At 58.7% G+C, this 26,078-nt stretch carries 16 protein-coding genes; 11 read left to right on the top strand and 5 right to left on the bottom strand.

Translation table 11 applies throughout. The features are described from left to right. Nucleotides 1-538 precede the first annotated feature (538 nt). A complete protein-coding gene (locus SK54_RS09895) occupies nt 539-2,122 on the top strand; it encodes a TerC family protein (protein ID WP_015572372.1) in 1,584 nt (527 codons plus the stop codon). 90 nt (nt 2,123-2,212) lie between these two features. Here the strand turns inward: SK54_RS09895 and asmA are convergent, their stop codons facing one another. From asmA to udk, 3 genes are all read right to left on the bottom strand, one after another. Next, a complete protein-coding gene (gene asmA, locus SK54_RS09890; RefSeq protein ID WP_048247108.1) occupies nt 2,213-4,063 on the bottom strand; it encodes an outer membrane assembly protein AsmA in 1,851 nt (616 codons plus the stop codon). Between the two features lie 23 nt (nt 4,064-4,086). Continuing rightward, the gene (gene dcd / locus SK54_RS09885) at nt 4,087-4,668 is read right to left on the bottom strand and encodes a dCTP deaminase (RefSeq protein WP_006811250.1); all 582 of its coding nucleotides are present in this window, start codon (nt 4,666-4,668) and stop codon (nt 4,087-4,089) included. A 91-nt stretch (nt 4,669-4,759) separates the two neighbouring features. Next, nucleotides 4,760-5,401: a uridine kinase gene (udk, locus tag SK54_RS09880; protein ID WP_000130320.1), complete on the bottom strand. Its 642-nt coding sequence runs from the start codon at nt 5,399-5,401 to the stop codon at nt 4,760-4,762. A gap of 342 nt (nt 5,402-5,743) precedes the next feature. Here udk and SK54_RS09875 point away from each other — a divergent pair, with 342 nt between their 5' ends. After that, nucleotides 5,744-9,073 carry a diguanylate cyclase gene (locus tag SK54_RS09875; protein WP_048247106.1) on the top strand — a complete coding sequence of 1,110 codons (3,330 nt, stop codon included), beginning with the start codon at nt 5,744-5,746 and terminating at the stop codon, nt 9,071-9,073. On the opposite strand, the gene alkA is transcribed toward SK54_RS09875, so the two are convergent. Then, entirely contained in the window at nt 9,038-9,910 is an 873-nt protein-coding gene (gene alkA / locus SK54_RS09870) for a DNA-3-methyladenine glycosylase 2 (RefSeq protein WP_017693082.1), read from the bottom strand. The two genes, SK54_RS09875 and alkA, sit on opposite strands and share 36 nt — an antisense overlap. A gap of 130 nt (nt 9,911-10,040) precedes the next feature. On the opposite strand from alkA, the gene yegD reads away from it, so the two are divergent. The 9 genes from yegD to yegS all read left to right on the top strand — a co-directional run bounded on the left by yegD (nt 10,041) and on the right by yegS (nt 25,229). Further along, nucleotides 10,041-11,393 carry a molecular chaperone gene (yegD, locus tag SK54_RS09865; protein WP_017383266.1) on the top strand — a complete coding sequence of 451 codons (1,353 nt, stop codon included), beginning with the start codon at nt 10,041-10,043 and terminating at the stop codon, nt 11,391-11,393. A gap of 215 nt (nt 11,394-11,608) precedes the next feature. Next, nucleotides 11,609-12,811 carry an MdtA/MuxA family multidrug efflux RND transporter periplasmic adaptor subunit gene (locus SK54_RS09860; RefSeq protein ID WP_017693081.1) on the top strand — a complete coding sequence of 401 codons (1,203 nt, stop codon included), beginning with the start codon at nt 11,609-11,611 and terminating at the stop codon, nt 12,809-12,811. Further along, entirely contained in the window at nt 12,811-15,933 is a 3,123-nt protein-coding gene (locus tag SK54_RS09855; protein WP_017383264.1) for an MdtB/MuxB family multidrug efflux RND transporter permease subunit, read from the top strand. Before SK54_RS09860 ends, SK54_RS09855 begins: the two co-directional genes overlap by 1 nt. After that, nucleotides 15,934-19,011 carry a multidrug efflux RND transporter permease subunit MdtC gene (mdtC, locus tag SK54_RS09850; protein ID WP_048247105.1) on the top strand — a complete coding sequence of 1,026 codons (3,078 nt, stop codon included), beginning with the start codon at nt 15,934-15,936 and terminating at the stop codon, nt 19,009-19,011. It abuts the gene before it with no gap. Then, nucleotides 19,012-20,427 carry an MFS transporter gene (locus SK54_RS09845; protein WP_048247104.1) on the top strand — a complete coding sequence of 472 codons (1,416 nt, stop codon included), beginning with the start codon at nt 19,012-19,014 and terminating at the stop codon, nt 20,425-20,427. Further along, the gene (baeS, locus tag SK54_RS09840; protein ID WP_015572365.1) at nt 20,424-21,827 is read left to right on the top strand and encodes an envelope stress sensor histidine kinase BaeS; all 1,404 of its coding nucleotides are present in this window, start codon (nt 20,424-20,426) and stop codon (nt 21,825-21,827) included. The genes SK54_RS09845 and baeS overlap by 4 nt, the downstream gene beginning before the upstream one ends. Next, complete coding sequence (gene baeR, locus SK54_RS09835; protein ID WP_015572364.1) at nt 21,824-22,546, top strand: envelope stress response regulator BaeR; 723 nt, start codon at nt 21,824-21,826, stop codon at nt 22,544-22,546. Before baeS ends, baeR begins: the two co-directional genes overlap by 4 nt. Nucleotides 22,547-22,719: 173 nt before the next feature. Beyond that, nucleotides 22,720-24,081: a prephenate-dependent tRNA uridine(34) hydroxylase TrhP gene (gene yegQ / locus SK54_RS09830; RefSeq protein WP_017383261.1), complete on the top strand. Its 1,362-nt coding sequence runs from the start codon at nt 22,720-22,722 to the stop codon at nt 24,079-24,081. A gap of 248 nt (nt 24,082-24,329) precedes the next feature. Continuing rightward, nucleotides 24,330-25,229: a lipid kinase YegS gene (gene yegS, locus SK54_RS09825; protein WP_015572360.1), complete on the top strand. Its 900-nt coding sequence runs from the start codon at nt 24,330-24,332 to the stop codon at nt 25,227-25,229. A 69-nt stretch (nt 25,230-25,298) separates the two neighbouring features. Here the strand turns inward: yegS and SK54_RS09820 are convergent, their stop codons facing one another. Next, the gene (locus SK54_RS09820) at nt 25,299-26,072 is read right to left on the bottom strand and encodes an ABC transporter ATP-binding protein (RefSeq protein WP_047726975.1); all 774 of its coding nucleotides are present in this window, start codon (nt 26,070-26,072) and stop codon (nt 25,299-25,301) included. Nucleotides 26,073-26,078: the final 6 nt, after the last annotated feature.

Raw genomic sequence — 26,078 nt, 5'->3', positions numbered from 1 at the left:
AGGCTGATTCACACGCTTTCAGGCACGCTACCGCCCTTGGCTTTCAGTTACCAATCCACTGACTAAACAATGCGTTATGGTTAGACACCCTCTTGGATAAGGCCTTTTGCGAAATATATCAAACGCCTCACAGGGGCGATTGATAATGTATAACCTTCACCAAAGACCGAAACAAAAATAGCAACAAGGAGATTTAACATTTGATGCTGGAAGAATTGTTGCAGCTAACCTAATAGCAGGCAAGGAGACAACCGTCCTAATATTCGTTTTTAAGATTAATATTAAGAGCAAAGTTTTAAGGTTTTCGGATTTTCTTTATATTGACAAAATAGATCGCCGGACCATTTATTGCGATATATCCTAAATATCGTCTTATGTAATTAAATCTTCGCAATTAACTTATTTACACCGCCCGGCAAATGGGGTTTACCTGAGTGTAGCATTAAGAGAAATCTCACCCCGGCATTGCAATTTCCGTCGGCTTTATCCATGATCGAAGTGTGACATTAGTCATATAACAGAAGGTATTGCATTTACTATGGAATGGATTGCCGATCCATCAATCTGGGCCGGGCTGGTGACGCTGGTCGTCATCGAATTAGTGCTCGGCATTGATAACCTGGTGTTTATCGCCATCCTTGCCGATAAATTACCCCCTTCACAACGCGACCGCGCCCGCGTGACGGGTCTTCTGCTCGCCATGGTGATGCGTTTGCTGTTACTGGCCTCAATCTCCTGGCTGGTGACGCTGACCAAACCCTTATTCAGCGTGCAGGGTCTGAGCTTTAGCGCCCGCGACCTGATCATGCTTTTCGGCGGATTGTTCCTGCTGTTCAAAGCCACGGTTGAGCTTAATGAGCGGCTGGAAGGAAAAGACAGTGAAAACCCCACCCAGCGACGCGGTGCAAAATTCTGGCCAGTGGTCGCGCAGATAGTGGTGCTGGATGCCGTCTTTTCTCTCGACTCCGTGATCACGGCCGTCGGGATGGTTGACCATCTGGCGGTGATGATGGCCGCGGTGATCATCGCCATCACCCTGATGGTGCTCGCCAGTAAAGCCCTGACGCGCTTCGTGAACAGTCACCCGACTATCGTCATCCTCTGTCTGAGCTTCCTGCTGATGATTGGCTTTAGCCTGGTGGCGGATGGTTTTGGCTTCCATATCCCGAAAGGGTATCTGTACGCCGCCATTGGTTTCTCGGTGCTGATTGAGTTTCTCAACCAGCTGGCCATTTTCAACCGTCGCCGTTTTCTCTCCGCGAACCAGACATTACGACAGCGCACCGCAGATACGGTGATGCGCCTGCTGAGCGGCAAAAAAGAGGATGCCGAGCTGGATGCTGAATCCGCGGCGATGCTTGCCGACCACAGCGACGGGCAGATCTTCAACCCGCAGGAACGCCGGATGATAGAGCGCGTGCTTAACCTCAACCAGCGCTCGGTGAGCAGTATCATGACCTCCCGCCATGACATTGAGCATATTGACCTGACGGCGCCGGAAGAGCAGATCCGCGCCCTGCTGGATAAAAACCAGCACACCCGCGTGGTCGTGACCGGCGGTGAAGAGGAAGAAGAGCTGCTGGGCGTGGTACACGTGATTGACCTCCTGCAACAGCAGCTCCACGGCGAGCCGCTCAACCTGCGGGCGCTGGTGCGCCAGCCGCTGGTCTTCCCGGAAGCGCTGCCGCTGCTCTCCGCGCTGGAGCAGTTCCGCAACGCTCGTACCCACTTCGCGTTTGTCGTTGATGAGTTTGGTTCTGTGGAAGGGCTGGTAACGCTCAGCGACGTGATGGAAACCATCGCCGGTAATCTGCCTAATGAGGTGGATGAGATCGATGCGCGTCACGATATTCAGAAAAACGCCGACGGCAGCTGGACCGCCAACGGCCATATGCCGCTCGAAGATCTGGTGCAGTTCGTTCCGCTTCCGCTGGATGAGAAGCGCGAATACCACACCATCGCCGGTTTGCTGATGGAATATCTGCAACGTATTCCGCAGCCGGGCGAAGAGGTCCAGGTGGGGGATTACATGATCAAAACCTTGCAGGTAGAGAGCCATCGCGTGCAGAAGGTGCAGCTGATACCGCTGCGCGGTGAAGATGAGATGGATTTTGAGGTGTAAAAAAGCCGGGTGGCGCTTCGCTTACCCGGCCTACGGTGTCTGGCTTTTATAGGCCGGGTAAGACAAAGCCGCCACCCGGCACAACAGGCATCACAGCTTATCGAGCAGCTTTTTCACGTCCTTACCTGACTGAGACTCTTTATTGCGGTCCGCCCAGTCATTCAGCCGACGTTTCGCTTCATCCTGAAGGTGCTTCCGAAGGATCTGATCGACCTGCAAACTGTAATTCAACTCCTGCCATTTTCCGTACACGCGCAGCGGTATCGGCGTCTCTTTCAGGAACTCCACAAGCTGGCCTTCGCCTTCCCAGCCAGCCTTCACGCGGACGTTGAAGCGGGTGTCTGCCGTCTCTTTCACCAGATCCAGCGCGCCGGTTCCGGTCAGCGCCAGCAGTGACGAAGTCCCCTGCATGTCGTCCAGCGAGAGCTGACCGTTGTCGAGGGCAAGCTCGCTGGTAAAGCTGTCCAGACGGGTTGCGCTGTCGTAGTTTTCATTCGCTTTCACGCTGCTGCTGCGCTCTACCGCCTGCTGCACCAGCTGCTGGAAGTTCAGCCCTTCCATGCGCGAATCTTTCAGCTCAACGTGCGCCTGCCCCTGCCAGCTACGACGGAAAGCGTCCGCATCAATCTTCGTACCAGAGAAATCCCCTGCCAGCGACAGCTGCCCCGTGAGGGCAATCGGGTAATTAAAGGCTTTCAGGATGGTGCCAATCTCAACGTTTTCCAGACGCGGCTGGAACGCGGCGCTGGCAACGTCTTTGCGTACATCCAGCGTGCCCGGCAGGGAGAGGTTCCCTGCTCCCATTTTTCCGCTGAGCTCGGAGATGACCAGCAGGCCGTTGTGGTTGAACATCTGGCTGCTGACGTCAGTAAAATCAATCCCACGCCAGCGCACGCTGTTCGCTTTCAGCAGAATGTCGGCGGTGAATCCGCGCAGGCCGTTGTAGTCAGGCTGATCGAGATTTGAGGAGATCACCGGACGCGACTGCGTGACCTGGCTTTGCCCCACCTGCGTGGCTCCCTCATCGGTCGCGTTCACCGGCTGGGGCGGAAGCAGGTTCTCGAGGTTCAGCTTGTCGAATTGCAGATCCAGCACCCACTTAGGTTTCTCATCAAGCGTGACGCTCGCCTGCCCCTTCAGGGCACTGTCGTTGGCCTGGAGGTTGAGCGCGTTCAGTTCGAGCTGTTTGCGCTCTTCATGCCACACCGCCTGCATCGTGCCCTGGCCGGCAATCCCCTTCGCGGGTAAATCCGCGCCGGTCAGCTGCCAGTTAAGCTGCTGAACGTCCGCCGTCAGCTGGTGCGGATAATCAGAGGCGTTCACGTTCGCGTTCATCGACAGGTTGAGATCGCGCTGATTGCGGTTGATCCGCCCGGAGAACTCCATGGTGGCTTGATGGTTGGCATCCTGCTCCATCCTGAGGTTGATATTGCGTACGGTGATCTGTTCGTCATCTTCATGCTGGAAAACCAGCACGCTGTCAGCAACTTTCAGATTACCAATATCGAACGACCAGCCGGTGTCAGACGGGACGTCAGGCAAGGTGTTTTCACGCGGTGCGACCGGAGCATCCGCCTGACGAACGGCTTCGGTTTGCGGCGTAAGCTGAATCACCGCCCCTTTCAGCATCACCTGTTCAACCTGGAGCTGATGGGATAAGAGCGGGATGAGCGCGACATCAAGACGCATGTTATCCGCCGTGACCAGCGGCTGCGCGGCACCCGGCGCGATGAGGGACATACGTCCGGAGAGAATGCTGAGCTGAGGCCAGACGTGCCAGCGCAGCGGCCCGTCCAGCTTGAGTTCATACCCGCTGCGCGCTTCCACCTGCCGCACCATGTAGGCCCGGAAGTCATTCGGGTTAACCAGCAGCACCAACGCTGAAAGGCCAGCCACCAGCACCACCAGCAAAATCATCAGCGTTGTCAGAACTCTTCTCATGGCTTCCTCAGTGAACTCACAGATCAGTCTTTATCGATACGACTGGCAACCGCACCCTGCTGGTCGCGATATTTTGCGTCCTGACGGCGGTTATAAGGACGGTCTGCCGGGCCGGTCAGCGGTTCAAAGCTCAACGCACCAATCATCATTCCCGGACGAAGCGCCAGCGGCAATTTACCGGCGTTAAAGAACTCCAGCACGATACGGCCAGACCAGCCCGGATCGATACGGTGCGCGGTGACGTGCACCATCAGGCCCAGACGCGCCAGGGAAGAGCGTCCGTCAAGCCAGCCGACCAGGTCCGCAGGCAGCGTGACCGATTCAAAGGTCACCGCCAGCGCCAGTTCGCCAGGATGGAGATAAAACGCCTCTCCTTCTTCGATGACGATTTCGTCGCTCATGACGCGATCCAGCGCCGCACTGACTTCGTCTTTTGGCCCGCTGAGGTCGATAAACGGTGCCGTGTGGCCGCTGAAGGTGCGGAATTTATTCCCCAGACGCACATCGACGGTCACGCCGTTAATACGCTCAACCGGCGGACGCGGGGTGATAGACAGGCGGCCTTCATCCAGCCAGGCTTCTATATCGCGGTCACAAAGACGCATGGCACTTTCTCCTTTCGTGCATCGCGCCCTGAAGCCTTACGGCGTCAGGGCAAAACCAGGTTATCTCTGAACGGTACACAATTCACACGGCTTATTCAAAAAACTGACTGATTTTCGCTTTTAAGATATCAATGGCAATACGGTTTTTACCGCCGCGAGGCACGATAATATCGGCGTATTGTTTCGAAGGCTCAATAAATTGCAGGAACATCGGGCGAACGGTTTTCTGATATTGCGCCATCACGGAGTCCATGGAGCGGCCGCGTTCGTTAACGTCGCGTTTAATACGCCGCATCAGACAGATATCCAGCGGAGTGTCGACGAAAATCGAGAAGTTCATAGATTCGCGCAGACGGGCGTCGGTGAGCAGCAAAATCCCTTCAAGGATAATCACCTTCTTGGGCTCGATACGGATCGTTTCCTGGGTGCGGGTATGTTCCACGTAGCTGTAGACGGGCAGCTCAATCGCCTCGCCGCGCTTCAGCGCTTCCAGATGCTGGAACAGCAGGCTGTGATCCATCGCACTGGGGTGGTCGTAGTTGGTTTTTACGCGCTCTTCCATCGAAAGATGGGATTGATCTTTGTAATAGCTATCTTCGGGAATCACACCGATATGCTCATCACCCACTTGTTCACGCAGTTCGCGATAAAGCGTACTGGCAATAAGACTTTTACCTGAAGCCGATGCGCCGGCGATGCCTATGATGACGCACTGATGAGACTTATCAGTCATAAATTTAGCGACCTGATTAACCTGGATGTAAGGAAGGACGACGCCGGAGCGTCAAACGCGGCAATTATAGGGATTTCGGGGGCGTGATACCAGTCGAATGCGCAGGTTATGCGAGGCGGGCTGAAAAGCGCTGTTTCACGCCTTTAGCAAAATTTTTACGCGCGGTTTTTCGCCATTTCATCACCCTTCTTCGCAGAGTAACTATTTTATAAGTCTATGAAGTCAAAATCTGACCACTCAGCATATGAATTGTAAAATGTTTGTACTAGCATAAACCAAATTATTAATTTCACGCGTCCGGACCTGGCTCCTGACAACATGGCGTCCCTGGATAGAGCGGTAATGAATAAACAATACCAGCGGGTTTTGGTTACTACCCCACATCCTTTACTGCGGCTTGTCTGTCTGGGTCTGGTCACGTTCATCTTCACCTTATTTTCCCTCGAGCTGACTCGCTTCGGTACGCTGCTGGCGCCACTATGGTTCCCGACTTCAATTATGATGGTGGCGTTTTACCGCCATGCGGGAAAAATGTGGCCCGGCATTGCGCTCGCCTGCTCCTTTGGCAATATTTTTGCCTCGTGGATGCTCTTCTCATGGGCATCGATCAACATCACCTACACGGCGATCAATATCATTGAGGCCACGGTTGGCGCGCTGTTACTGCGTAAGCTGCTCCCCTGGTATAATCCGCTGCAAAACCTCAACGACTGGGTCCGGCTTGCCCTCGGCAGTGCCCTGGTGCCGCCGCTGGTGGGGGGCGTTCTGGTTCATTTTCTGGTGCCGAGCGCGGAGCCGCTGCGTAATTTCCTTGTCTGGGTACTTTCAGAAGCCATTGGCGCACTGGCGCTGGTGCCGTTAGGTCTGCTGTTTAAGCCGCATTACCTGCTGCGCCACCGCAACCCGAAACTGCTGCTGGAAACGCTGGTGACCCTGGTCGTCACGCTGGTTCTTAGCTGGACGGCAATCACCTGGCTGCCGTGGCCATTCACCTGCATTATCGTTCTGCTGATGTGGAGCGCGGTACGTCTGCCGCGTATGGAAGCGTTCCTGATATTTTTATTCACCATCATGATGGTGTCCCTGATGATGGCGCGAAATCCGCTCTCCATGACGCCCTCCAGCATGATCGTCACCTTCAACGCGCCGTGGCTCCCCTTCCTGATGATGCTGCTCCCCGCCAACATTATGACGATGGTGATGTATGCCTTCAGGGCCGAGCGTAAACATATTACGGAAAGCGAAGAACGTTTTCGCAATGCGATGGAGTATTCCGCGATTGGTATGGCGCTGGTGGGCATTGAGGGCCAGTGGCTCCAGGCCAACAAGGCTCTGTGCAATTTCCTCGGTTACAGCCAGTCTGAGCTTCAGTCGCTCACGTTCCAGCAGTTAACCTGGCCGGAAGATTTAAATACCGACCTGGAGCAGCTGCAACAGCTGATTCACGGCGAGATCAACACCTACACCCTCGAAAAACGCTACTACACCCGCAGCGGCGAGGTAGTGTGGGCGCTGCTGGCCGTCTCCGTTGTGCGCCATGCCGACGGCACCCCGCTCTACTTTATTGCCCAGATTGAAGACATCAACGATCTGAAACAGACCGAGTGGGTGAATAAGCGTCTGATGGAGCGTATCACTCTCGCTAACGAAGCCGGCGGAATCGGGATTTGGGAGTGGGATCTCGAGCCGGACGTAATCAGCTGGGATAAACGGATGTTTGAGCTGTACGAGATCCCCTCGCACATTAAACCCACCTGGCAGCTCTGGCATGCGGCCATGGTGCCTGAAGATCGTACGCACGCCGAACAGGTCCTGCGTGAGTCACTCCAGGCCAGGGTACCTTTCAAGCTGGAATTTCGCATTCGCGTCAAGGATGGCATTCGCCACATTCGTTCGCTGGCGAACCGGGTGCTGAACAAACAGGGCGAAGTGGAGCGGCTGTTAGGGATCAACATGGATATGACCGAGGTGAAGCAGCTGAACGAGGCGCTGTTCCAGGAAAAAGAGCGCCTGCATATCACCCTCGACTCCATCGGCGAAGCGGTGCTGTGTACCGACATCGACATGAACATCACCTTTATGAACCCGGTCGCCGAGAAGATGAGCGGCTGGTCGCAAAGCGAAGCGCTGGGTCAGCCCGTTCTGAAGGTGCTGCACATTACCTTCGGCGAGAACGGTCCGTTAATGGAAAACATCCACAGCGGCGATATGTCCCGTACCGATATCGAACAGGATGTGGTGCTTAACTGCCGCAATGGCGGCAGTTTCGACATTCATTACAGCATTACCCCCCTCAGCACTCTGGAAGGGCACACCATCGGCTCGGTGCTGGTGATTCAGGACGTCACCGAGTCGCGCAAAATGCTGCGCCAGCTGAGCTACAGCGCTTCCCATGACGCCCTTACCCACCTGGCGAACCGCGTCAGCTTTGAAAACCACCTTAAGCGCCTGTTGCAGACGGTACAGGAGACCCATCAGCGTCACGCGCTGGTCTTTATCGATCTTGACCGTTTCAAGGCGGTGAACGATACGGCAGGCCACGCGGCGGGCGACGCTCTCCTGCGCGAACTCTCTTCGCTAATGCTGACCATGCTGCGCTCCAGCGACGTGCTGGCGCGTCTGGGCGGCGACGAGTTTGGCCTGCTGCTGCCGGACTGCAACGTCGAAAGCGCACGCTATATTGCGGGCCGGTTGATCGACGCCATCAACAACTATCATTTTTCCTGGGAAGGACGCCTGCACCGCATTGGCGCCAGCGCGGGGATTACGCTGATTGACGACACCAATTACCAGGCTGCGGAAGTGATGTCTCAGGCCGATATCGCCTGCTACGCCTCGAAAAACAGCGGGCGCGGCGTGGTCACCGTCTACGAACCCCAGCAGGAGCGGATCCACAGCACGCGCAGCATGATGTCGCTGGACGAGCAGTGGCACATGATTAAAGATAACCATCTGCTGATGATCGCCCGCAGCGTCGCCTCGCCGCGCATTCCCGAGAGCAGTAGCTTCTGGCTGATTTCCTTGCGGCTGTGGACCAGCCAGGGGGAAGTGCTGGAAGAGCATGCCTTCCGCGCCGGGCTGGCGGAGCCGGAGCTGCTGCACGCCCTGGACCGACGGATATTCAGCGAATTTTTCCGTACCTATGCCGCACAGGTGGCGGCCAAAGGAATGGGCGTCGCGCTGCCGCTCTCAGAAGCGGGTTTAGCCAGCGTCACGCTGGTGGATGAGCTGCTCGACCTGATCACCAGAGGTCCGCTGCCGGCGCGGCTGCTGCATCTGGCGATCGCCGTTGATGTGCTGAGCAATACGGATGAAAACGTGCAGCAGGGTCTGCAAAAGCTTCGTCAGGCCGGCTGTCGCGTGGTGCTGACCCGGGTCGGACGCGATATGAACGTCTTCAGCCAGCTCAGCGCCAACACCGCCGATTATCTGCTGCTGGATACAGACATGGTGACCAACGTCCACGGCAATCTGATGGATGAGATGATGGTGACAATCATTCAGGGCCACGCCCAGCGTCTGGGCATAAAAACCATTGCCGGGCCATGCCATCAGTCGATCATGATGGATACGCTGTCGGGCATCGGCGTTGATTTTATTTACGGCGACACCATCGGGGAAGCGCAGCCGCTCGATCTACTGCTGAATACCAGCTATTTCGCCATCAACTGACGGCGACCAGCCGTCGGTGTACCAGATATGTAACAGCGCATACGAGCGCCACGGCTGCCAGCGTTCGGCATAGCGACGGATCTGCGCGGGCGTCATACCGGCAAAGCGCTGTTTAATCAGATAGTCATCCGGCAGGAAAACATCCTTCGCCTGCCAGCCGCGCAGGGCCAGATAATTCGCGGTCCAGCGCCCGATGCCGGGGCGCTGCTGTAGCGCCTTCATCCCGGCCTCAACGTTCGCAGGCGGGAACAGCGGGAATTCACCGTCCACCACCGACTGCGCCAGATGAATCAACGACTCCGCACGCCTGAGCGGCATCCCGAGGGCTTTCAACGCCAGCGGATCTGCCGCGGCCAGCACCTCTGGCGGAGGAAAGCAGAGATAGCCCGGCGCATCCTCAATGGGTTCACCGCACAGCGCCACCACCCGTGACGCCAGTTTTGCCGCCATCGCCACGCTCACCAGTTGCCCGAGAATGGCGCGCACGCCCTGCTCGTATGCATCCATCGCGCCGGGCAAACGTAAGCCCGGCCGCGCCGCGCCGAGCTCGCCGAGAGTCTGCGCAATGTGCAGCGGGTCGCAATCGAGGTCAAACAGGCGGGAGATGCGGTCGAGGCAGATATCCGCCACCGGGATCAGGCCAGGGCTGAGCGACACCGCCAGCGTAGGGGTTGCGCTGTCTGGCGTAACCCGGAAAACGCCCTGGTGCCCGGCATAGCCAAAACTGCGCTCGTAGTAATCCTCCGTAACGGTTTCAACCCCCGTGACCGCACGCGCGGCAAGAAAGCCAAACATCCACGACCAGTCGTAGGGCGGTTGCCAGTTCAGGGTGTACATCGTCTCTCCTTTTGTATTTACCTCAGCATAAACCGAAAGATCGCCTTGCGCCTTGCTTTCATATTCCTGTTGTCGCCTGGCAGACATTTCGCTAAAGTCTCGCCCCTTCTCACCGGCATGGGGATTTATTGTGTTTATTGGATTCGACTACGGCACCGCAAACTGCTCGGTTGCGATAATGCAAAACGGACAACCGCAGCTCCTGAAAATGGAAAACGGCAGTACGCTGTTGCCGTCAATGCTTTGTGCGCCCACGCGTGAAGCGGTGAGCGAGTGGCTGTTCCGCCACCATCAGGTTCCGGCCACGGCGGCGGAGACCCAGGCGCTGCTGCGCCGTGCGGTCAGCTTTAACCGCGAGGAAGATATCGACGTTACCCCGTCCAGCGTGCAGTTCGGCCTCTCTTCCCTCGGGCAGTACATTGAAGACCCGGAAGAGGTCTACTTCGTTAAATCGCCGAAATCCTTCCTCGGCGCCAGCGGCCTGAAGCCGCAGCAGGTGGCGATGTTTGAAGATCTGGTCTGCGCGATGATGCTGCACATCCGCAATCAGGCGCAGTCCCAGGTGCCGGATGCCATCACCCAGGCGGTGATTGGCCGTCCGATTAACTTTCAGGGGCTGGGCGGCGACGAAGCCAACCAGCAGGCGCAGGGGATCCTTGAGCGTGCAGCGCACCGGGCAGGCTTCCGTGACGTGGTGTTCCAGTATGAGCCGGTTGCGGCGGGGCTGGATTTTGAAGCCACGCTGACGGAAGAGAAACGGGTGCTGGTGGTGGACATCGGCGGCGGTACGACGGACTGTTCATTACTGCTGATGGGTCCCCAGTGGCATCACCGTCGCGATCGTGAAAATAGTCTGCTGGGGCACAGCGGCTGCCGCGTGGGCGGTAACGATCTTGATATTGCCCTGGCCTTCAAGAGCCTGATGCCGCTGCTCGGTATGGGCGGTCAAACCGAGAAAGGCATCGCCCTGCCGATCCTGCCGTGGTGGAACGCGATTGCCATCAACGACGTCCCTGCCCAGAGTGATTTTTACAGCACCGCGAATGGCCGTTTCCTCAACGATCTGGTGCGTGATGCGCAGGATGCAGAGAAGGTCGCACTTCTGTATAAGGTGTGGCGTCAGCGCCTGAGCTACCGCGTGGTGCGCACCGCCGAAGAGAGCAAAATTGCCCTTTCCGATCGTCCAGAGCATGCGGTTTCGCTGCCGTTTATCAGTGACGATCTGGCTACGGCAATCACCCAGGAAGGGCTGGAAATGGCGCTGACTCAGCCGCTTCAGCGTATTCTGGAGCAGGTGCAACTGGCGCTTGAGAACGGCAACGTGAAGCCGGACGTAATTTACCTGACTGGCGGTAGCGCCCGTTCGCCGCTGATCAAGAAAGCGCTGGCGGAACAGCTGCCGGGGATCCCGATTGCCGGCGGCGACGACTTTGGCTCCGTTACGGCAGGGCTGGCGCGCTGGGCGCAGGTGGTGTTTAGCTAATGGGGTTGTGCCGGGTGGCGGCTTCGCCTTACCCGGCCTACAAGATCCTCCAACCGTAGGCCGGGTAAGCGCAGCGCCACCCGGCGAAGGCGAAACAGCGCGCCACACTCAGACAATTCCCGACAGTCTTCCATATTTCCTCCATTTTTTCGCTGTGTTAGCTGACTAAACTAGTATCATTCCCCGAAAGAGTTTCAGGATGAGAACGTATAACGATGAAAGGCAGTAACAAATCCCGCTGGGCAATCGCCGTTGGTCTGATTGTGGTGGTCCTGGCCGCCGCCTGGTACTGGCACAGCCAGTCCGCGAACTCCACGGCACCTGCTGGCGCTAATAGCCCCTCACAACGCTCAACGGGCGGCGGGCGCCACGCTATGCGCGGCGGTGCGCTGGCACCGGTGCAGGCGGCAACGGCGGTGAATAAAGCGGTGCCTCGTTATCTCTCCGGGCTGGGAACCATCACCGCCGCCAACACCGTGACGGTACGTAGCCGCGTGGACGGTCAGTTGATGGCCATCCATTTCCAGGAAGGTCAGCAGGTAAAAGCCGGCGATCTGCTGGCGGAAATCGATCCAAGCCAGTTTAAGGTGGCCCTGGCGCAGGCGCAGGGGCAGCTCGCGAAAGACAAAGCCACCCTCGCCAATGCCCGCCGCGATTTAGCCCGCTATCAGCAGCTGGTAAAAACCAACCTCGTGTCGCGCCAGGAGCTGGACACCCAGCAGTCCCTGGTCAGTGAATCTCAGGGCACCATCAAGGCCGACGAAGCCGCGGTCGCCAGCGCCCAGCTCCAGCTCGACTGGAGCCGGATCACCGCGCCGATTGACGGCCGCGTGGGCCTGAAACAGGTTGATATCGGGAACCAAATCTCCAGCGGCGATACCACGGGCATCGTGGTGATCACCCAGACGCACCCTATCGATCTCGTCTTTACCCTGCCGGAAAGCGACATTGCGACGGTGATACAGGCGCAGAAGGCCGGAAAAGCGCTGGTGGTTGAAGCCTGGGATCGCACCAACAAGCAGAAGCTGAGCGAAGGTTCGCTGTTGAGCCTGGATAACCAGATCGACACCACCACCGGCACCATCAAGCTAAAAGCACGCTTCAACAATCAGGACGATGCCCTGTTCCCGAATCAGTTCGTCAACGCGCGAATGCTGGTCGCGACCGAAGAAAACGCGGTGGTGATCCCGACGGCGGCCCTGCAAATGGGCAGTGAAGGCAACTTTGTCTGGGTGCTGAACAGCGAAAACAAGGTCAGCAAACACCTGGTGAAAACCGGCATCCAGGACAGCCAGACGGTGGTGATCAGCGCCGGGCTGTCCGCTGGCGACCGCGTCGTGACCGACGGTATTGACCGTCTGACCGAAGGGGCGCAGGTCGAGGTGGTGGAAGCACAGGATACAGGAGCAAAAGCCTGATGCAGGTGATGCCGCCGAGCTCTACAGGTGGGCCATCACGCCTGTTTATCTTACGTCCGGTTGCGACGACCCTGTTGATGGTGGCGATCCTGCTGGCCGGGATCATTGGCTACCGTTTTCTGCCCGTGTCGGCGCTGCCGGAAGTGGACTACCCGACCATTCAGGTTGTCACCCTCTATCCGGGCGCCAGTCCGGATGTGGTGACGTCCGCCATCACCGCCCCGCTGGAGCGTCAGTTTGGCCAGATGTCTGGCCTGAAGCAAATGTCGTCCCAGAGCTCCGGTGGCGCTTCGGTCGTCACGCTTCAGTTCCAGCTCACGCTGTCGCTGGACGTCGCTGAGCAGGAGGTGCAGGCCGCGATTAACGCCGCCACAAACCTGCTGCCGTCTGACCTGCCGAATCCACCTGTTTACAGCAAGGTCAACCCGGCGGATCCGCCGATCATGACCCTTGCCGTCACCTCCTCCGCCATGCCGATGACCCAGGTGGAAGACATGGTTGAAACCCGCGTGGCGCAGAAGATTTCGCAGGTGACCGGCGTGGGGCTGGTGACGCTGGCGGGCGGTCAACGCCCCGCCGTGCGCGTCAAACTGAATGCCCAGGCCATTGCCGCGCTGGGGTTAACCAGCGAAACCATCCGCACCGCCATCAGCAGCGCCAACGTCAACTCAGCGAAGGGTTCGCTGGACGGCCCGACCCGCGCGGTCACGCTCTCCGCCAACGACCAGATGCAGTCCGCCGATGAGTACCGTCAGCTGATCATTGCCTACCAGAACGGCGCGCCGATCCGCCTGGGCGACGTGGCAACCGTTGAACAAGGCGCGGAAAACAGCTGGCTCGGGGCGTGGGCCAATAAGCAGCAGGCGATTGTCATGAACGTTCAGCGCCAGCCGGGCGCGAACATTATTGATACCGCCGACAGCATTCGCACCATGCTGCCGCAGCTGGTGGAAAGCCTGCCAAAATCGGTCAGCGTGAAAGTGCTCTCTGACCGCACCACGAATATTCGCGCGTCAGTGACCGACACCCAGTTCGAGCTGATGCTGGCGATTGCGCTGGTGGTGATGATCATCTACCTGTTCCTGCGCAACGTCCCGGCAACCATCATTCCCGCCGTCGCCGTGCCGCTCTCGCTGGTCGGAACGTTCGCGGTGATGGTGTTCCTCGACTTCTCGATTAACAACCTGACGCTGATGGCGCTCACCATCGCCACCGGGTTTGTGGTGGACGACGCCATCGTGGTAATCGAGAACATCTCGCGCTATATCGAAAAAGGTGAAAAGCCGTTAGCCGCCGCGCTGAAGGGCGCGGGGGAGATCGGCTTTACCATTATCTCGCTCACCTTCTCGCTGATTGCGGTGCTGATCCCGCTGCTGTTTATGGGCGATATCGTCGGGCGGCTATTCCGCGAGTTTGCCGTGACGCTGGCGGTCGCCATTCTGATCTCTGCCGTGGTGTCGCTGACGCTGACGCCGATGATGTGCGCCCGCATGCTGAGCCACGAGTCCCTGCGCAAGCAAAACCGCTTCTCGCGCGCCTCCGAGCGGATGTTCGAGCGCATTATCGCCGCCTACGGCCGCGTGCTGGCGAAAGTGCTGAACCATCCGTGGGCAACGCTCGGCGTGGCGCTCGGCACCCTGGCGCTCAGCGTCATGCTGTGGATTTTCATTCCGAAAGGCTTCTTCCCGATTCAGGACAACGGCATTATTCAGGGCACGCTTCAGGCGCCGCAGACGGTCTCCTTCGCCAACATGGCGCAGCGCCAGCAGCAGGTGTCTGAGATCATCATGAAAGATCCGGCCGTGGAAAGCCTGACTGCCTACGTGGGCGTGGACGGCACCAACCCGTCGCTCAACAGCGCGCGCCTGCAAATTAACCTTAAACCGCTCGATGACCGCGACGATCGCGTTAACGCGGTGATTGAACGCCTGCAAAGCGCGGTGGCGCGCGTGCCGGGCATTGAGCTGTATCTGCAACCGATCCAGGATTTAACCATTGATACGCAGGTGAGCCGCACGCAGTACCAGTTTACGCTCCAGGCCACCTCGCTTGAGGCACTGAGCACCTGGGTGCCGCAGCTGGTGGACAAGCTGAAAGCACTGCCGCAGGTTTCTGACGTCAGCAGCGACTGGCAGGATAAAGGGCTGGCGGCGTACGTGAACGTCAACCGCGATACCGCCAGCCGTCTGGGCATTACCATGTCCGACGTGGATAACGCCCTGTATAACGCCTTTGGCCAGCGCCTGATCTCCACCATCTATACCCAGGCCAACCAGTATCGCGTGGTGCTGGAACATAACACCGAAAACACGCCCGGGCTGGCCGCGCTGGACACGGTGCGCCTGACCAGCAAAGACGGCGGGATTGTGCCGCTCAGCGCCATTGCCAGCGTGGAAGAGCGCCACACCCCACTGTCGATTAACCATCTCGATCAGTTCCCGTCCACCACCATTTCGTTCAACGTGCCGGACGGGTATTCCCTGGGCGAAGCGGTGGAGGCCATTCTGGGCGCGGAGAAAGAACTCAGCTTCCCGTCCGATATTCAGACCCAGTTCCAGGGCAGTACGCTGGCGTTCCAGGCCGCGCTGGGCAGCACCGTCTGGCTGATTGTCGCGGCGGTGGTGGCGATGTATATCGTGCTTGGCGTGCTGTATGAAAGCTTTATCCATCCGATCACCATCCTCTCCACCCTGCCGACAGCGGGCGTGGGGGCGTTGCTGGCGCTGATGCTGGCGGGGAGCGAGCTGGACGTCATTGCGATCATCGGCATCATCCTGCTTATCGGCATTGTGAAGAAAAACGCCATCATGATGATCGACTTTGCGCTGGCCGCCGAGCGCGAGCAGGGTATGGCGCCGCGCGAGGCCATTTACCAGGCCTGTCTGCTGCGTTTTCGTCCGATCCTGATGACCACCCTCGCCGCCCTGCTGGGCGCGCTGCCGCTGATGCTGAGCACCGGCGTGGGGGCCGAACTGCGCCGTCCGCTGGGCATCGGGATGGTGGGCGGCCTGCTGGTGAGCCAGGTGCTGACGCTGTTTACCACGCCGGTTATCTACCTGCTGTTTGACCGTCTGGCCCTGTGGACGAAAAGCCGCTTCCCGAAACGTGAAGAGGAGGCGTAAGTGAAGTTTTTCGCCCTCTTCATTTACCGTCCGGTGGCGACGATTTTACTCTCCGTCGCTATTACCCTGTGCGGCGTGCTGGGCTTCCGGCTGCTGCCGGTGGCCCCGCTGCCGCAGGTCGATTTCCCGGTGATCATGGTCAGCGCCTCGCTGCCGGGTGCCTCGCCGGAAACCATGGCGTCATCGGTGGCGACGCCGCTTGAGCGCTCGCTTGGGCGAATTGCCGGGGTTAACGAGATGACCTCCAGCAGTTCGCTGGGCAGCACGCGCATCATTCTGGAATTTAACTTCGACCGGGACATCAACGGCGCGGCGCGTGACGTGCAGGCCGCGATAAACGCCGCCCAAAGCCTGCTGCCAAGCGGCATGCCGAGCCGTCCAACCTACCGTAAGGCTAACCCATCCGACGCGCCGATCATGATCCTGACGCTCACGTCAGAGACCTACTCCCAGGGCGAGCTGTACGATTTTGCCTCCACCCAGCTGGCGCAAACCATCGCCCAGATTGACGGCGTGGGCGACGTGGACGTCGGCGGCAGCTCCCTGCCCGCCGTGCGCGTGGGGCTGAATCCGCAGGCGCTGTTTAACCAGGGCGTATCGCTGGACGACGTGCGTTCCGCCATCAGCAACGCCAACGTGCGTAAGCCGCAGGGCGCGATTGAGGACAACAGCCACCGCTGGCAGATCCAGACCAACGACGAGCTGAAAACCGCCGCCGAGTATCAGCCGTTGATTATTCACTACAACAACGGTGCGGCGGTGCGCCTGAGCGACGTCGCCAGCGTCACCGATTCGGTGCAGGACGTGCGTAACGCCGGGATGACTAACGCCAAACCGGCGATTTTGCTGATGATCCGCAAACTGCCGGAAGCCAACATCATCCAGACGGTGAACAGCATCCGCGCGCGCCTGCCGGAGCTTCAGGAAACGATTCCGGCGGCCATCGACCTCCAGATTGCGCAGGACCGCTCCCCTACCATTCGCGCCTCGCTTGAGGAGGTAGAGCAAACGCTGATTATCTCCGTCGCGCTGGTGATCCTGGTGGTGTTCCTGTTCCTGCGCTCGGGGCGCGCCACGCTGATCCCGGCGGTGGCGGTTCCGGTATCGCTGATAGGCACCTTTGCCGCCATGTACCTGTGTGGGTTTAGTCTTAACAACCTGTCGCTGATGGCGCTGACGATTGCCACCGGGTTTGTAGTGGATGACGCCATCGTGGTGCTGGAGAATATCTCGCGCCATCTGGAAGCGGGCATGAAGCCGCTCCAGGCGGCGCTTCAGGGGACGCGCGAAGTGGGCTTCACGGTCCTGTCCATGAGCCTGTCGCTGGTGGCGGTGTTCCTGCCGCTGCTGCTGATGGGCGGCCTGCCGGGGCGACTGCTGCGCGAATTTGCCGTCACGCTTTCCGTCGCCATCGGTATCTCCCTGGTGATTTCGCTGACGCTGACGCCGATGATGTGCGGCTGGATGCTAAAGCGCAGCCAACCGCACTCGCAGCCGCGCAGGAAAGGCTTTGGCCGCGTCCTGATAGCGATGCAGTCAGGCTATGGCAAATCGCTGAAATGGGTGCTGAACCACTCGCGTCTTGTCGGGCTGGTGCTGATCGGCACCATCGTCCTCAACGTCTGGATGTATATCACCATCCCGAAAACCTTCTTCCCGGAGCAGGATACCGGCGTGCTGATGGGCGGTATTCAGGCGGACCAGAGTATTTCGTTCCAGGCGATGCGGGGCAAACTGCAAGACTTTATGAAAATCATCCGGGAAGATCCGGCCGTGGATAACGTCACCGGCTTTACCGGCGGCTCGCGCGTTAACAGCGGGATGATGTTTATTACCCTTAAGCCGCGCGGTGAACGTCACGAAACGGCGCAGCAGATCATTGACCGCCTGCGGCTGAAGCTTGCCAAAGAGCCGGGGGCAAATCTGTTTTTGATGGCCGTTCAGGATATCCGCGTCGGCGGACGACAGGCTAACGCCAGCTATCAGTACACCCTGCTCTCAGATGACTTAGCCGCCCTGCGCGAGTGGGAGCCTAAGATCCGTAAAGCGCTGGCCGCGCTGCCGCAGCTGGCGGACGTGAACTCCGACAGCCAGAATAACGGCGCGGAGATGGCGCTCACCTACGATCGCGAAACCATGTCCCGCCTGGGCATTAACGTTGAAGCGGCCAACAGCCTGCTTAACAACGCCTTCGGGCAGCGTGAAGTCTCCACCATCTATCAGCCGATGAACCAGTACAAGGTGGTGATGGAAGTTGATCCGCGCTACACCCAGGACATCAGCGCGCTGGACAAGATGTTTGTGATCAATAATGACGGCAAGGCGATCCCCCTGTCGTACTTCGCCAGCTGGCAGCCGTCGAACGCGCCGCTGTCGGTGAACCACCAGGGGCTTTCCGCCGCCTCGACCGTGTCGTTTAACCTGCCAACCGGCTCGTCGCTGTCTGAGGCCAGCGACGCCATCAACCGCGCCATGACCCAGCTCGGGGTGCCCTCCTCCGTGCGCGGCAGCTTTGCCGGTACGGCGCAGGTGTTCCAGGACACCATGAACTCGCAGGTCATTTTGATCCTGGCGGCTATTGCCACGGTTTATATCGTGCTGGGCGTGCTGTACGAAAGCTATGTGCACCCGTTGACCATTCTCTCCACGCTGCCTTCTGCGGGCGTGGGGGCGCTGCTGGCGCTGGAGCTGTTCGGTGCCCCGTTCAGCCTAATCGCGCTCATCGGGATCATGCTATTAATAGGTATTGTGAAGAAAAACGCGATTATGATGGTCGACTTTGCCCTGGACGCCCAGCGTAACGGCAACCTGACGCCGGACGAGGCGATATTCCAGGCCTGTCTGCTGCGTTTTCGCCCGATCATGATGACCACGCTGGCCGCGCTGTTCGGTGCGCTACCGCTGGTCATATCCGGTGGTGACGGCTCTGAACTGCGCCAGCCGCTGGGGATCACGATTGTCGGCGGCCTGGTGATGAGCCAGCTGCTGACGCTCTACACCACGCCGGTAGTCTATCTGTTCTTTGACCGACTGCGGCTGCGTTTTTCGCGTAAAAAGAGAACCACGGTGACCGAGTAAATGACCGACCTACCCAGTAACGTTCGCTGGCAATTGTGGATCGTCGCGTTCGGCTTCTTTATGCAGTCGCTGGACACGACCATCGTGAACACCGCCCTCCCCTCGATGGCGAAAAGCCTGGGGGAGAGCCCGCTGCACATGCATATGGTGATTGTCGCCTACGTGCTGACGGTCGCCGTGATGCTGCCCGCCAGCGGCTGGCTGGCGGATAAAGTCGGTGTGCGAAACATCTTCTTCACCGCCATTGTGCTGTTTACCACCGGGTCGCTGTTTTGCGCCCAGGCCAATACCCTCGACCAGCTGGTGATGGCGCGCGTGCTACAGGGCGTCGGCGGCGCGATGATGGTGCCCGTCGGGCGGTTAACGGTGATGAAAATTGTTCCGCGCGCGCAGTATATGGCGGCGATGACCTTCGTCACCTTGCCCGGTCAGGTCGGCCCGCTGCTTGGCCCGGCGCTGGGCGGTATTCTGGTGGAGTATGCCTCCTGGCACTGGATCTTCCTGATCAACCTGCCGGTCGGTATTATCGGCGCGATTGCCACCCTGACGCTGATGCCGAACTATAAAATGCAGACCCGGCGCTTTGATTTCGTTGGCTTTATCCTGCTGGCGGCTGGCATGGCGACGCTCACCCTGGCCCTCGACGGGCAAAAAGGGTTGGGGATCTCCTCCCTGTCGCTCGCCCTGCTGGTGGCGCTGGGGATCACCGCGATTCTCTGGTATCTGTGGCATGCCAGAGGCAACGCTAACGCGCTGTTCAGCCTGAATCTGTTCAGGAATCCCACCTACCGTCTTGGTCTCTTCGGCAGCTTTGCCGGACGCATCGGCAGCGGCATGTTGCCGTTTATGACGCCGGTATTTTTACAGATTGGGATGGGCTTCTCGCCGTTCCACGCCGGGCTGATGATGATCCCGATGGTGCTCGGCAGCATGGGGATGAAGCGTATTGTGGTGCAGGTGGTGAACCGCTTTGGCTATCGACGGGTGCTGGTGGCCGCCACGATCGGGCTGGCGTTGGTTTGTCTGCTGTTTATGGCCGTGGCGCTGCTGGGCTGGTACTACATCCTGCCGCTGGTGCTGTTCTGCCAGGGGATCATCAACTCCATGCGCTTCTCGTCGATGAACACCCTGACGCTAAAAGATCTGCCGGACGAGCTGGCGAGCAGCGGTAACAGCCTGCTGTCGATGATCATGCAGCTCTCCATGAGCGTGGGGGTCACGGTCGCCGGATTGCTGCTCGGCATGTACGGGCAGCACCATCTCAGCGCCGACACCCCCGTCGCGCATCAGGTATTTTTATACACTTACCTCAGCATGGCGGTAATTATCGCCCTGCCCGCTTTTATCTTTGTCAGAGTACCGAATGACACGACCAAAAACGTCGTGATCCGACGCGGCAAAAGGAGTGCACCATGAAATTCTGGCGTCCGGGGATCACCGGTAAGCTTTTTGTGGCGATTTTCGCCACCTGTATCGTTCTGCTGATTACCATGCACTGGGCGGTGCGGGTCAGCTTTGAGCGCGGCTTTATTGACTACATTAAGCACGGTAACGAACAGCGACTACAGGGCTTAAGCGACGCGCTGGGCGAACAGTATAGCCTGCACGGTAACTGGCGTTTTCTGCGCAATAACGATCGCTTTGTGTTTCAAATCCTGCGCTCGCTGGAGCACGATAATGACGACGACCGCCCGGGGCCGGGCATGCCGCCGCACGGCTGGCGCACCCAGTTCTGGGTGATAGATCAGGAGATGCGCGTGCTCGTTGGCCCACGCTCTCCGGTACCGCCGGACGGTACAAAGCGCGCCATCACCTCGAACGGCGCGACGGTGGGCTGGGTTATCGCCTCGCCGGTCGAGCGGCTGACGCGCAACACCGACATCAACTTTGACCGCCAGCAGCGTCAGACCAGCTGGCTGATTGTCGCGCTTTCTACCCTGCTTGCGGCGCTCGCCACCTTCCCGCTGGCGCGCGGCCTGCTGGCGCCGGTTAAGCGCCTGGTGGAAGGCACGCACAAGCTGGCGGCGGGTGATTTCTCGACCCGCGTGGACACCCGCAGCCAGGATGAACTGGGCAAGCTGGCGCAGGACTTCAACCAGCTCGCCAGCACGCTGGAAAAAAACCAGCAGATGCGCCGCGATTTTATGGCCGACATTTCGCACGAGCTGCGCACCCCGCTGGCGGTGCTGCGCGGCGAGCTGGAGGCGATTCAGGACGGCGTGCGGCAGTTCACCCCCGAATCCGTGGCCTCGCTACAGGCGGAAGTCGGCACGCTGACCAAGCTGGTGGACGATCTGCATCAGCTTTCCATGTCCGACGAAGGCGCCCTGGCCTACCAGAAAGCCCCAGTCGACGTGATTAATATCCTTGAAGTTGTGACCGGCGCATTCCGCGAACGCTTCGCCAGCCGTGACCTGAAAATCAACCTCTCGCTGCCGGACAGCGCGGTGGTATTTGGCGACAGAGATCGCCTGATGCAGCTGTTCAATAATCTGCTGGAGAACAGCCTCCGCTACACCGACGGCGGCGGCGCGCTGCATATCTCCGGCAGGCAGGAAAACGGGCGCTTTGCCCTGACCTTTGCGGACTCCGCCCCTGGCGTGAAAGATGCGCAGCTGGAAAAACTGTTCGAGCGCTTCTATCGCACCGAAGGTTCACGCAACCGCGCCAGCGGCGGCTCCGGCCTTGGCCTGGCGATTTGCGTTAACATTGTGGAGGCCCACGGCGGCACCATCCGCGCCGCCCATTCGCCTTTTGGCGGGGTTAGCATTACAGTAGAGTTACCTCTGGAACGGGATTTATCGAGGGAAGCATGACCGAGTTACCGATTGACGACAACACACCGCGTATTTTGATCGTGGAAGACGAGCCTAAACTTGGGCAACTGCTGATCGACTATTTGCGCGCTGCGAGCTACGCGCCAACGCTTATCAGCCACGGCGACCAGGTGCTGCCCTACGTGCGCCAGACGCCGCCGGATCTGATCCTGCTGGATCTGATGCTGCCGGGTACCGACGGCCTGACCCTGTGCCGGGAAATTCGTCGTTTCTCCGATGTGCCCATCGTGATGGTGACGGCCAAAATCGAAGAGATCGACCGTCTGCTGGGGCTCGAAATCGGCGCCGACGATTACATCTGCAAGCCTTACAGCCCGCGGGAGGTGGTCGCTCGGGTGAAAACCATCCTCCGCCGCTGTAAGCCGCAGCGTGAATTGCAGGTGCTGGATGCGCAAAGCCCGCTGATCGTCGATGAAAGCCGCTTCCAGGCGAGCTGGCGCAGCAAACTATTGGATCTCACCCCAGCGGAGTTCCGCCTGTTGAAAACGCTCTCCCACGAGCCGGGAAAAGTGTTTTCCCGCGAGCAGCTGCTCAACCATCTGTATGACGATTACCGCGTGGTGACCGACCGCACCATCGACAGCCACATCAAAAACCTGCGCCGCAAGCTGGAGGCGCTGGACGCCGACCAGTCGTTTATTCGCGCGGTGTACGGCGTGGGTTATCGCTGGGAAGCGGATGCGTGCAGGATTGCCTGAATAACCCTCCCTCACCCTGCCCTCTCCCCAAAGGGGAGAGGGTTAGGGTGAGGGGCAAAGCTTTACCTCTCTTCCCCGCAGCGCTACAATGCCCGCCCTTAAAGTGGGGGATCTCCCCTTACCGCTGCACCAGGTGCACGCGGATCTGACCTGTCATCAGAACGAGAACAAACATGTTTAAACCGGAACTCCTTTCCCCGGCGGGAACGCTGCAAAATATGCGTTACGCTTTCGCCTATGGTGCCGACGCCGTTTACGCGGGCCAGCCGCGCTACTCGCTGCGCGTGCGTAACAACGAATTCAACCACGAGAATCTTCAGCTCGGCATCAATGAAGCGCATGCCCTGGGCAAAAAATTCTACGTGGTGGTGAACATCGCGCCGCACAACGCCAAGCTGAAAACGTTCATTCGCGACCTGAAGCCGGTCGTGGAGATGGGGCCGGACGCGCTGATCATGTCGGACCCGGGTTTAATCATGCTGGTTCGGGAGAACTTCCCGGAGATGGACATTCACCTCTCGGTGCAGGCTAACGCCGTCAACTGGGCAACGGTGAAATTCTGGAAACAGATGGGGCTGACCCGCGTCATTCTGTCCCGCGAGCTGTCCCTCGAAGAGATCGAAGAGATCCGCACCCAGGTGCCGGATATGGAGATCGAAATCTTCGTTCACGGCGCGCTGTGCATGGCCTACTCCGGCCGCTGCCTGCTCTCTGGCTACATCAACAAGCGTGACCCGAACCAGGGCACCTGCACCAACGCCTGCCGCTGGGAATATAACGTTCAGGAAGGCAAAGAAGATGACATCGGCAATATCGTGCACAAACACGAGCCGATCCCGGTCACCAACGTTGAGCCAACGCTGGGTATCGGCGCGCCTACCGACAGCGTGTTTATGATCGAAGAAGCCAAACGTCCGGGCGAATACATGACCGCCTTCGAAGACGAGCATGGCACCTACATCATGAACTCCAAAGATCTGCGCGCCATCGCACACGTCGAGCGTTTAACCCAGATGGGCGTACACTCCCTGAAAATCGAAGGCCGCACCAAGTCTTACTACTACTGCGCCCGTACCGCACAGGTGTATCGCAAAGCCATCGACGATGCCGCCGCCGGCAAACCGTTCGACACCAGCCTGCTGGAAACGCTGGAAGGTCTGGCGCATCGCGGCTATACCGAAGGTTTCCTGCGCCGTCACACCCACGACGACTACCAGAACTACGAGCATGGCTACTCGATTTCCGAACGCCAGCAGTTTGTAGGCGACTTCACCGGCGAACGTAAAGGTCCGCTGGCCGCCGTCGCCGTAAAAAACAAATTCACTAAAGGCGACAGCCTGGAGCTGATGACGCCTCAGGGCAACATGAACTTCCGCCTCGAGCACCTGGAAAACAAAAAAGGTGAGGCGATAGAGGTCGCACCTGGCGACGGCCATGTGGTCTGGCTGCCGGTTCCTGAAGAGGTAGAACTGGAGTTTGCGCTGCTGATGCGTAATTTTGAAGGTGAAAATACCCGAAATCCACACGGCAAATAGTCAATCAACGGGATTTTTTCACGCTGGGATAATTCTTAGAATCGGATCACATACCGCTTCGTTCAATACGGGTATTATCCCCCCGCTGAAAAACATAACCCATAAATGCTAGCTGTACCAGGAACCACCTCCTTAGCCTGCGTAATCTCCCTTACGCGGGCTTATTTTTTGCCTTTCATCCTGTTCTTACCCGCTTTTTCCTTCTCTGGGATACACTCTTTCTATAGTTAAAAAAGGGAGCAACCCGGATGGCATCCTATCCAGACAGTTTATTAATTCTCAATGGCAAAAGTGCAGGCAACGATCTGTTGCGCCAGGCGATCACCGAATTGCGTGAAGATGGCGCGCGCATTCACGTGCGGGTGACCTTTGAAAAAGGCGATGCGGCACGCTATATCGACGAAGGCATCAGGTTAGGTGCTGAGACCATCATTTCAGGCGGCGGTGACGGAACAATCAACGAGATCGCTGGCGCGCTTATTGACCTCAACACAGCACATCGCCCGGTGATGGGCATTTTACCGCTCGGTACCGCCAATGATTTTGCCACCAGCGCCGGCATACCTGAGGATTTAGGCAAAGCGCTGCAACTGGCTATCCTCGGGAAAGCGACCGCCGTCGACATTGCGCAGGTGAATGAAAGAACCTGCTTTATCAACATGGCAACGGGCGGTTTCGGCACGCGGATCACCAGCGAAACGCCGGAGAAGCTGAAAGCCGCGCTGGGCGGCGTCTCGTACCTCATTCACGGCCTGATGCGCATGGACACCCTCAAGCCCGACAGCTGTGAAATCCACGGTGAGAACTTCCACTGGCAGGGCGACGCGCTGGTGATTGGTATCGGCAACGGACGTCAGGCAGGCGGCGGACAGCAGCTTTGCCCGGAAGCCCTGATTAATGATGGTCAGCTACAGTTGCGCATTTTTACTGGCGACGGGCTGCTGCCCGCGCTGTTTACGACGCTGACGCAGCCAGAGGAGAGCCCCAATATTATCGCCGGGAAATCCGCGTGGTTTGAAGTGATCGCCCCACACGGCATGACCTTTAACCTTGATGGCGAACCGCTGAGCGGAGAGAAATTCCGCATCGAAGTGGTTCCGGGCGCGTTGCAGTGCCGATTACCGCCGGATTGTCAGCTCTTGCGCTGATGGTTTGCCGGGTGGCGGCTACGCCTTACCCGGCCTACAGGACCGATCGCGTAGCCGCCACCCGGCTACCTAATACACCGCCACCTCCCGCGCCATCTCGCGGGAATACTGCTGTGAGGCATTGACCAGCATCCGCGTATAGTCGGTTTTGGCCTGCCCGGCGACCAGTTCGTCCACCGTCAGGCTTTCAAGGATTTTGCCATACTGCATTACCGCCACCTTCTGACACAGATGGGCAATCACGCCCAGATCGTGGGTGACCATCAGGTAGGTCAGGTTCGACTCACGCTGAAGTTCCGCCAGCAGGTTGAGGATTTCCGCCTGAACCGAGACGTCCAGCGCCGAGGTAGGTTCATCCAGCAGCAGCACCTGCGGCTCCAGAATCAGCGCCCTGGCAATCGCCACGCGCTGGCGCTGCCCGCCGGAAAGCTGGTGCGGATAGCGATCGCGAAACGCCCGGCTAAGCCCAACTTTATCCAGCAGGGCGTGAACGCGCCGCTCCCGATTTTTTATGCGGTGAATGTGCAGCGGCTCTTCCAGAATATCGCCGATGGTGTGACGCGGATGCAAAGAGCCGTACGGATCCTGAAATACCATCTGCACCCGGCGGCAGCGTTCCTGGCTGATACGTTTTCCCAGCCGCTTGCCGTTAATCGCCAGCTCGCCCTCCCAGTGGGTAAACAGCCCGGCAAGGCATTTCAGCACCGTGGTTTTGCCCGAACCGGACTCCCCCACCAGGCCGTAAATCTCGCCGTCCCTCACGCTGATATTCACATCGTCCAGCACCTGATTACGCTTCTCGCCCTCGCCAAACGTCAGGTTAAGGTGTTGTATCTCGATCATCTCTGC

It is taken from the genome of Enterobacter sp. MGH120 (assembly GCF_001037725.1).
In the GTDB taxonomy this organism is placed as follows: domain Bacteria; phylum Pseudomonadota; class Gammaproteobacteria; order Enterobacterales; family Enterobacteriaceae; genus Enterobacter; species Enterobacter hormaechei_C.
The sequence above is the reverse complement of the archived record's forward strand: the minus strand, read 5'-3'. Positions and strand labels throughout refer to the sequence as shown.